The following is a 9169-nucleotide window of genomic DNA, read 5'->3' as shown; positions in this document are numbered from 1 at the left end:
GAACGTACCAAGCCCCACGTCAACGTGGGCACGATCGGCCACGTGGACCATGGCAAGACGACGCTGACGGCAGCGATCGCCACGGTGCTGTCCGCCAAGTTCGGCGGCGAAGCCAAGAAGTACGACGAAATCGACGCGGCTCCTGAAGAAAAGGCCCGCGGCATCACCATCAACACCGCTCACGTGGAATACGAAACGGCCAACCGCCACTACGCCCACGTGGACTGCCCCGGCCACGCCGACTACGTCAAGAACATGATCACTGGCGCCGCCCAGATGGACGGCGCCATCCTGGTGTGCTCGGCCGCTGACGGCCCGATGCCCCAGACCCGCGAGCACATCCTGCTGGCTCGTCAGGTGGGCGTGCCCTACATCATCGTGTTCCTGAACAAGTGCGACATGGTGGACGACGAAGAACTGCTGGAACTGGTGGAAATGGAAGTCCGCGAACTGCTGGACAAGTACAACTTCCCCGGCGACGACACCCCGATCATCCGCGGTTCCGCCAAGCTCGCCCTGGAAGGCGACAAGGGTCCCCTGGGCGAGCAAGCCATCGACAAGCTGGCCGAAGCCCTGGACACCTACATCCCCACGCCTGAGCGCGCTGTGGACGGCGCCTTCCTGATGCCCGTGGAAGACGTGTTCTCCATCTCCGGCCGCGGTACCGTGGTCACGGGTCGCGTCGAGCGCGGCATCATCAAGGTCGGCGAAGAAATCGAAATCGTCGGTATCCGCGACACGCAAAAGACCACCTGCACCGGCGTGGAAATGTTCCGCAAGCTGCTGGACCAAGGCCAAGCCGGCGACAACGTCGGCCTGCTGCTGCGCGGCACCAAGCGTGAAGACGTCGAACGCGGCCAAGTGCTGTGCAAGCCCGGCTCCATCAAGCCCCACACGCACTTCACCGCCGAAGTCTACGTTCTGAGCAAGGACGAAGGCGGCCGTCACACGCCGTTCTTCAACAACTACCGCCCTCAGTTCTACTTCCGCACGACCGACGTGACCGGCGCCATCGAGCTGCCGGCCGACAAGGAAATGGTCATGCCTGGCGACAACGTGTCGATCACCGTCAAGCTGATCAACCCCATCGCCATGGAAGAAGGTCTGCGCTTCGCCATCCGTGAAGGCGGCCGTACCGTCGGCGCCGGCGTCGTGGCCAAGATCATTGCTTAATTGAAGTTCGAAGGGGTATAGCTCAATTGGCAGAGCGTCGGTCTCCAAAACCGAAGGTTGTAGGTTCGATTCCTACTGCCCCTGCCACCTGAGTGTGGCCACCAACAAGCCCGCCAAACCCTGGCGGGCTTCGGTGTCTTAGGGACGCCGAATGTCGTAGCAGGAAAAAAGTCAGATATGGCCACTTCTCAAGTTGAAACCGTCAGTACCGGGGCAGATAAGGCGAAGCTTGCCGCAGTGGCTCTGCTCGTGATCGCTGCTGTTGGTGGTTTTTATTTGCTCGCCAAGCAAGGCCCGCTGGTTCAGTGGGCTGCGCTGTTGGTGGGCCTTGTGCTTGCCGCGGGCGTGTTCCTGGTCTCCGAGCCCGGCAAGCAGTTCATCGGTTTTGCCCGCGATGCCTGGCGAGAGGTCAAGAAGGTGGTTTGGCCCACGCGCAAAGAGACGTTGCAGATGACTGCTTACGTCTTTGTGTTCGTTGTGGTCATGGCATTGTTTCTTTGGTTTACCGACAAGACCCTGGAGTGGGTGTTGTATGACCTGATCCTGGGCTGGAGAAAATAATGACGGATGCTGTGCAAGCTGGTGATCTCGAACACGCGGCACCTGCCAACCCCGATCTTCGCTGGTACATCGTGCATGCCTATTCCGGCATGGAGAAGGCGGTCGAGCGGAACATCACCGAGCGTATCCATCGCGCAGGCATGAACGACAAGTTCGGCCGCATTCTCGTGCCCACCGAAGAAGTGGTGGAAATGAAGAATGGCCAGCGCAAGACGACGGAGCGGCGCCTGTTCCCTGGCTACGTGTTCGTCGAGATGGTGATGGATGACGATACCTGGCACTTGGTGAAGCACACCAACAAGGTCACGGGTTTTGTCGGCGGTGCGAAGAATCGCCCGGCGCCCATCTCCGAGGACGAGGTCCAGAAGATCGTCAGCCAGATGCAGGAAGGCACCGACAAGCCCCGCCACAAGGTGGAGTTCATGGTCGGCGAGCTGGTCCGCGTCAAGGAAGGCCCGTTCACGGACTTCAATGGTTCCGTGGAAGAGGTCAACTACGAGAAGAGCCGCGTGCGGGTCTCCGTGATGATCTTCGGCCGCTCGACCCCCGTGGAGCTCGAGTTCGGCCAGGTCGAGAAGACCTGAGGTTTTTGTTTGGTTGCATGCGGCACTTCTCGATTCGGTGCGCATGTGGAGAGAAAGAGTCGTTAACCCCGGGGAGCCTGTGCGATAGCGCAGGCGTTATCACCCGCAAGGAGTAAAGCATGGCGAAGAAAATCGTCGGTTTTATCAAGCTGCAAGTCCCAGCTGGTAAGGCCAACCCATCCCCACCGATCGGTCCCGCTCTGGGCCAACGTGGTCTCAACATCATGGAGTTCTGCAAGGCATTCAATGCGCAGACCCAAGGTGTCGAACCCGGTCTGCCGCTGCCCGTGGTCATCACGGCATTTGCCGACAAGAGCTTCACCTTCATCATCAAGACGCCTCCGGCGACGACGCTGATCAAGAAGGCCATCAAGCTCGAGAAGGGTTCCGCGAACGCTCTGAGCACCAAGGTCGGCAAGATCACCCGCGCTCAGCTGGAAGAAATCGCCAAGACCAAGATGAAGGACATGAACGCCGCTAACGTGGACGCTGCCGTCCGCACGCTGGCTGGTTCCGCTCGCTCGATGGGCGTGACGGTGGAGGGTCTCTAAATGGCTAAGTTGACGAAAAAGCAGAAGGCCCTGCAGGGCAAGGTCGACAGCACGAAGCTGTACGCTTTCGCCGAGGCTGTCGCCATCGTGAAGGAAGCCGCTACCGCCAAGTTCGATGAGTCCATCGACGTGGCCGTGCAGCTCGGCATCGATGCCAAGAAGTCGGACCAAGTGGTGCGTGGCGCCGTCGTGCTGCCCAACGGCACCGGCAAGACGACCCGCGTCGCCGTGTTCGCGCAAGGCGCCAAGGCTGAAGAAGCCAAGGCCGCTGGCGCTGACATCGTCGGCATGGACGATCTGGCAGCCATGGTCAAGGCGGGCGACATGCCCTTCGACGTGGTGATCGCCGCTCCCGACGCAATGCGTGTCGTGGGTACGCTGGGTCAGATCCTGGGCCCGCGTGGCCTGATGCCTAACCCCAAGGTCGGCACCGTCACCCCCGACGTGGCTACCGCCGTGAAGAACGCCAAGGCTGGCCAAGTGCAGTTCCGCGTCGACAAGGCCGGTATCGTTCACAGCACCATCGGCCGTCGTTCGTTCGACAACGAGAAGCTGCAGGGCAACCTGTCCGCGCTGATCGAAGCCCTGAACAAGGCCAAGCCTGCCACCAGCAAGGGTCTGTACCTGCGCAAGGTGGCCGTGTCCTCCACGATGGGCCTGGGCGTCCGCGTGGACACGCAATCCATCGCTGCGGCGTAATTGCAAGAAATCTTCGACGCCTCTCGGGGCGTCGATGTGGTGGGCTGACGGCGCGCAAGTGCCGGCAGGCCATCCAAGACCGTTGGTGCGCAGGGTGATTGCGCTTAAATCCACGTGATGCCAACGCAGATGGCGATCCCGCTGCAGATGGAATTCATTCCTTCCCAGTTGGTCGCTGCAACAAGAGCGCACAGAAGGGGTTCGCCCCGGATGTGCAATTTAAGGAGTAGACCTTGAGTCTTAATCGCAGTGAGAAAGAAGCGGTCATCAATGAAGTGACCAGCCTCGCCGCTAAAGCTCAAACGCTCGTGATCGCGGAATACCGTGGCATCACGGTCGCTGACATGACCAAACTGCGTGTCGATGCTCGCAGCAAGGGCGTGACCCTGAGTGTTCTGAAGAACACCCTGGCTCGCCGTGCTGTGACTGGCAGCACGTTCGAAGTCGTGGCCGACCAGATGACCGGTCCTCTGATCTATGGCTTCTCCGAAGACGCTGTGGCCGCCGCCAAGGTGGTGGCCGACTTCGCGAAGACCAACGACAAGTTGGTGATTCGCGGTGGCGCCTTCGCAGGCAAGGCCCTGGACGTGAACGGCGTGAAGCAACTGGCCAACATCCCTTCCAAGGAAGTGCTGCTGGCTCAGCTGTGTGGCTTGCTTATGTCCCCGATGTCGCGTACGGCCGTTGTGCTGGGCGCATTGGCGGCAAAGAAGGGCGAAGGCGCTGCCGCCGAACCGGCAGCCGAGGCAGTTGCGGCCTGATTGGCCCTCTGTTAACCAACGATATTGTTAGGAAATCAAAATGGCATTCGATAAAGACGCATTCTTGACCGCTCTGGACAGCATGACGGTTATGGAACTCAATGACCTGGTGAAGGCCATTGAAGAAAAGTTTGGCGTGAGCGCTGCCGCTATGGCTGCTCCCGCTGCTGCTGGCGCTGGCGCCGGCGCTGCTGCTGCCGAAGAAAAGACCGAATTCAACGTGGTGCTGCAAGAAGCTGGCGCCAACAAGGTGTCGGTCATCAAGGCAGTGCGCGAAATCACCGGCCTGGGCCTCAAGGAAGCCAAGGACCTGGTGGACGGCGCTCCCAAGAACGTCAAGGAAGGCATCGCCAAGGCCGACGCCGAAGCTGCCGTCAAGAAGCTGGTGGAAGCTGGCGCCAAGGCCGAACTCAAGTAATTCGGCTGAACGCCAAGGCTGGGGGCTCCAAAAGGGCTCCCAGCCTTTGGCGCTTATGGAACCTGTTTCCAGAGCGCACCAGAAAGCAGTCCGTGCGGCTGCTTTCTAGTGTCTTCTGATCCCCCCGACAGCAGAAGACGCCTTGGTTCGGGTGATGTGCAACGCATCACCGTCCGCCATGGTTGGTAGTGGCCAACCGCCAAGCCTGCAAGGAATGCGCCCTTGCAGGTCAGTAGTCGTCGAAGACCCAGGACTCATGTCTTTGCCCGGAGATCTCATGGCCCCAACATCCACGTACAGCTATACCGAACGCAAGCGGATTCGCAAGAGTTTCGGCAGCCGCGATAGCGTGCTCGAAGTGCCTTACCTGCTGCAGATGCAAAAGGATGCCTACACCGCATTCCTGCAGGCAGACAAAGCCCCCCAAAAACGCACCGTCGAAGGCCTGCAAGCCGCCTTCAACGCTGCTTTCCCCATCGTCTCGCACAACGGTTTTGTGGAGATGAAGTTCGTCGAGTACAACTTGGCGAAGCCTGCTTTCGATGTGCGCGAATGCCAGACGCGCGGGCTGACCTTCGCTTCCGCCGTGCGCGCGAAAGTCCAGCTGATCATCTACGACCGTGAGTCTTCCACGTCGCAATCCAAGGTGGTCAAGGAAGTGAAGGAGCAAGAGGTCTACATGGGCGAAGTGCCCCTGATGACCGACAAGGGTTCCTTCATCATCAACGGTACCGAGCGCGTGATCGTGTCGCAGCTGCACCGTTCGCCTGGCGTGTTCTTCGAGCACGACAAGGGCAAGACGCACAGCTCGGGCAAGCTGCTGTTCTCGGCTCGCATCATTCCCTACCGCGGCTCCTGGCTGGACTTCGAATTCGACCCGAAGGACATCCTGTACTTCCGCGTGGACCGTCGCCGCAAGATGCCGGTCACCATCCTGCTGAAGGCCATCGGCCTGAACCCCGAGTCCATCCTCGCGAACTTCTTCGTGAACGACAACTTCCGCCTGATGGACAGCGGCGCGCAGATGGAATTCGTCGCCGACCGCCTGAAGGGCGAAGTGGCGCGTTTCGACATCACCGACAAGGCCGGCAAGGTCGTCGTCGCCAAGGACAAGCGCATCACGGCCCGCCACACGCGCGAGCTGGAGCAGTCCGGCACGACGCATATCAGCGTGCCCGAAGACTTCCTGATCGGCCGCGTGGTCGCCCGCAACGTGGTGGACGGCGACACCGGTGAGATCGTGGCCAAGGCCAACGAAGAGCTGACCGAAGCGCTGCTCAAGAAGCTGCGTTCCTCCGGCGTGAAGGACCTGCAGGTCATCTACACGAACGAGCTGGACCAAGGCGCCTACATCTCGCAGACCCTGCGCATCGACGAAACGGTGGACGAGTTCGCCGCCCGCGTGGCCATCTACCGCATGATGCGCCCCGGCGAGCCGCCGACGGAAGACGCCGTGCAGGCCCTGTTCCAGCGCCTCTTCTACAACCCGGACACGTACGACCTGTCGCGCGTGGGCCGCATGAAGTTCAACGCCAAGATCGGCCGCGAAGGCGCCACCGGCCCGATGGTGCTGTCCAACGAGGACATCCTGGCCGTGGTGAAGATCCTGGTGGACCTGCGCAACGGCAAGGGCGAAGTCGATGACATCGACCACCTGGGCAACCGCCGCGTGCGCTGCGTGGGCGAGCTGGCCGAGAACCAGTACCGCACCGGCTTGGCTCGTATCGAGAAGGCCGTGAAGGAGCGTCTGGGCCAGGCGGAGCAAGAGCCGCTGATGCCCCACGACCTGATCAACAGCAAGCCGATCTCGGCCGCCCTGAAGGAATTCTTCGGCGCGTCCCAGCTGTCGCAGTTCATGGACCAGACCAACCCGCTGGCGGAAATCACGCACAAGCGCCGCGTCTCGGCCCTGGGCCCGGGCGGTCTGACGCGCGAGCGTGCCGGCTTCGAAGTGCGCGACGTTCACGTCACCCACTACGGCCGCGTCTGCCCTATCGAAACGCCTGAAGGCCCGAACATCGGCCTGATCAACTCGCTGGCCCTGTACGCCCGCCTGAACGAGTACGGCTTCATCGAGACGCCGTACCGCCGCGTGGTGGACGGCAAGGTGACCGACCAGATCGACTACCTCTCCGCCATCGAAGAAGGCAAGTACGTCATCGCCCAGGCCAACGCCACGCTGGATGCCGAAGGCCGCCTGACCGGCGACCTGGTGTCTGCCCGCGAACAGGGTGAATCCACGCTGCTGTCCGCCGACCGCGTGCAGTACATGGACGTGTCTCCCGCGCAGATCGTGTCGGTGGCTGCATCGCTCGTGCCCTTCCTAGAGCACGATGACGCGAACCGCGCATTGATGGGCGCCAACATGTCGCGTCAGGCCGTGCCTGTGCTGCGTCCGGAAAAGCCCATGGTGGGCACCGGCATCGAGCGCGTGGCGGCAGTGGACTCCGGCACGGTGGTGACGGCCAACCGCGGCGGCGTGGTGGACTACGTGGATGCCACCCGCATCGTGGTGCGCGTGAACGACGCCGAAGCCGTTGCCGGCGAAGTGGGCGTGGACATCTACAACCTCATCAAGTACCAGCGTTCCAACCAGAACACGAACATCCACCAGCGTCCGATCGTCAAGCGTGGCGACGTGCTGGCCAAGGGTGACGTGATCGCCGACGGCGCCTCCACCGATCTGGGCGAGATCGCCATCGGCCAGAACATGCTGATCGCGTTCATGCCCTGGAACGGCTACAACTTCGAAGACTCGATCCTGATCTCCGAACGCGTGGTGTCCGAAGACCGCTACACCTCGATCCATATCGAGGAACTGGTGGTTATGGCCCGCGACACGAAGCTGGGCGCCGAAGAAATCACGCGCGACATCCCGAACCTGTCGGAACAGCAACTGAACCGTCTGGACGAGTCCGGCATCATCTACGTGGGTGCCGAAGTGCAGCCCGGCGATACGCTGGTGGGCAAGGTCACGCCGAAGGGCGAAACCACGCTGACGCCGGAAGAGAAGCTGCTGCGCGCCATCTTCGGCGAGAAGGCTTCCGACGTGAAGGACACCTCGCTGCGCGTGGACCAAGGCTCCTCGGGCACCGTGATCGACGTGCAGGTCTTCACCCGCGAAGGCATCCAGCGCGACAAGCGCGCCCAGCAGATCATCGACGATGAACTCAAGCGCTTCCGCCTGGACCTGAACGACCAGCTGCGCATCGTGGAGGCCGACGCGTTCGACCGTATCGAGAAGCTGCTGAACGGCCGCGTGGCCAACGGCGGCCCGCAGAAGCTGTCCAAGGGCACGAAGATCGACAAGGCCTACCTGGCTTCCGTCGAGAAGTTCCACTGGTTCGACATCCGCCCGGCGGAAGACGAGGTGGCGACGCAGCTCGAATCCATCAAGAACGCTCTGGAGCAGACGCGCCACAGCTTCGACCTGGCTTTCGAGGAAAAGCGCAAGAAGCTCACGCAAGGCGACGAGCTGCCCGCTGGCGTGCTGAAGATGGTCAAGGTGTACCTGGCCGTCAAGCGCCGCCTGCAGCCTGGCGACAAGATGGCCGGCCGTCACGGTAACAAGGGTGTGGTGTCCAAGATCGTTCCGGTCGAAGACATGCCCTACATGGCCGACGGCACGCCTGCCGACATCGTTCTGAACCCGCTGGGCGTGCCTTCGCGGATGAACATCGGGCAGGTGCTGGAAGTCCACCTGGGCTGGGCTGGCAAGGGCATCGGCCAACGCATCGGCGACATGCTGCGCGACCAGGCCAAGGCGTCCGAGATGCGCGCGTTCCTCGAAGAGGTCTACAACTCGCGCGGCCGCAAGGAAGACCTGTCGGTGCTGAGCGACGACGACGTGATGGCGATGGCAGCCAACCTGACCAACGGCGTGCCGTATGCCACGCCGGTGTTCGATGGCGCCTCCGAAGCCGAGATCAAGGACATGCTGAAGCTGGCCTATCCGGACGACATCAAGGAGCGCAAGGGCCTGACCGATACCCGCACGCAGGCTTTCCTGTACGACGGCCGCACGGGCGAGCGCTTCGAGCGTCCGACGACCATCGGCTACATGCACTACCTGAAGCTGCACCACTTGGTGGACGACAAGATGCATGCCCGCTCGACCGGTCCGTACTCGCTCGTCACGCAGCAGCCGCTGGGCGGCAAGGCCCAGTTCGGTGGCCAGCGTTTCGGGGAAATGGAAGTGTGGGCGCTGGAAGCCTACGGCGCCGCCTACGTGCTGCAGGAAATGCTGACCGTGAAGTCCGACGACGTGCAGGGCCGTACCAAGGTGTACGAGTCCATCGTCAAGGGCGAACACGCCATCGAGGCAGGGATGCCCGAATCGTTCAATGTGCTGGTCAAGGAAATCCGTTCCCTGGGCCTGGACATCGAACTGGAACGCTCTTAAGTATTTGAAAGGGAAAGAGT

The 9169-nt window shown here is 61.7% G+C and carries 8 protein-coding genes and 1 tRNA gene; all 9 read left to right on the top strand.

All coding sequences use genetic code 11. The features are described from left to right. Positions 1-1173: elongation factor Tu (tuf, locus tag BM070_RS21080; protein ID WP_092940982.1), on the top strand; the 1173-nt coding region annotated here is incomplete at its 5' end. A gap of 11 nt (positions 1174-1184) precedes the next feature. After that, positions 1185-1260: transfer RNA gene (locus tag BM070_RS21075), tRNA-Trp, on the top strand. A 90-nt stretch (positions 1261-1350) separates the two neighbouring features. Next, positions 1351-1734, top strand: a complete 384-nt coding sequence (gene secE, locus BM070_RS21070) for a preprotein translocase subunit SecE (RefSeq protein ID WP_092941602.1) — start codon at positions 1351-1353, stop codon at positions 1732-1734. Continuing rightward, the gene (nusG, locus tag BM070_RS21065; RefSeq protein ID WP_092941601.1) at positions 1734-2318 is read left to right on the top strand and encodes a transcription termination/antitermination protein NusG; all 585 of its coding nucleotides are present in this window, start codon (positions 1734-1736) and stop codon (positions 2316-2318) included. The genes secE and nusG overlap by 1 nt, the downstream gene beginning before the upstream one ends. Before the next feature lie 119 nt (positions 2319-2437). Further along, complete coding sequence (gene rplK, locus BM070_RS21060) at positions 2438-2869, top strand: 50S ribosomal protein L11 (RefSeq protein WP_092941599.1); 432 nt, start codon at positions 2438-2440, stop codon at positions 2867-2869. Further along, positions 2870-3568, top strand: a complete 699-nt coding sequence (gene rplA, locus BM070_RS21055; protein ID WP_092941597.1) for a 50S ribosomal protein L1 — start codon at positions 2870-2872, stop codon at positions 3566-3568. Positions 3569-3801: 233 nt separating this feature from the next. Further along, entirely contained in the window at positions 3802-4329 is a 528-nt protein-coding gene (gene rplJ, locus BM070_RS21050; RefSeq protein WP_092941595.1) for a 50S ribosomal protein L10, read from the top strand. Between the two features lie 40 nt (positions 4330-4369). Continuing rightward, positions 4370-4747: a 50S ribosomal protein L7/L12 gene (gene rplL / locus BM070_RS21045; protein WP_092941593.1), complete on the top strand. Its 378-nt coding sequence runs from the start codon at positions 4370-4372 to the stop codon at positions 4745-4747. Between the two features lie 277 nt (positions 4748-5024). After that, on the top strand, positions 5025-9149 hold the full coding sequence (gene rpoB / locus BM070_RS21040; RefSeq protein ID WP_092941591.1) for a DNA-directed RNA polymerase subunit beta: 4125 nt from the start codon (positions 5025-5027) through the stop codon (positions 9147-9149). The last annotated feature ends 20 nt before the right edge of the window (positions 9150-9169 follow it).

It is taken from the genome of Paracidovorax wautersii (assembly GCF_900113035.1).
Lineage (GTDB): Bacteria > Pseudomonadota > Gammaproteobacteria > Burkholderiales > Burkholderiaceae_C > Paracidovorax > Paracidovorax wautersii.
The sequence above is the reverse complement of the archived record's forward strand: the minus strand, read 5'-3'. Positions and strand labels throughout refer to the sequence as shown.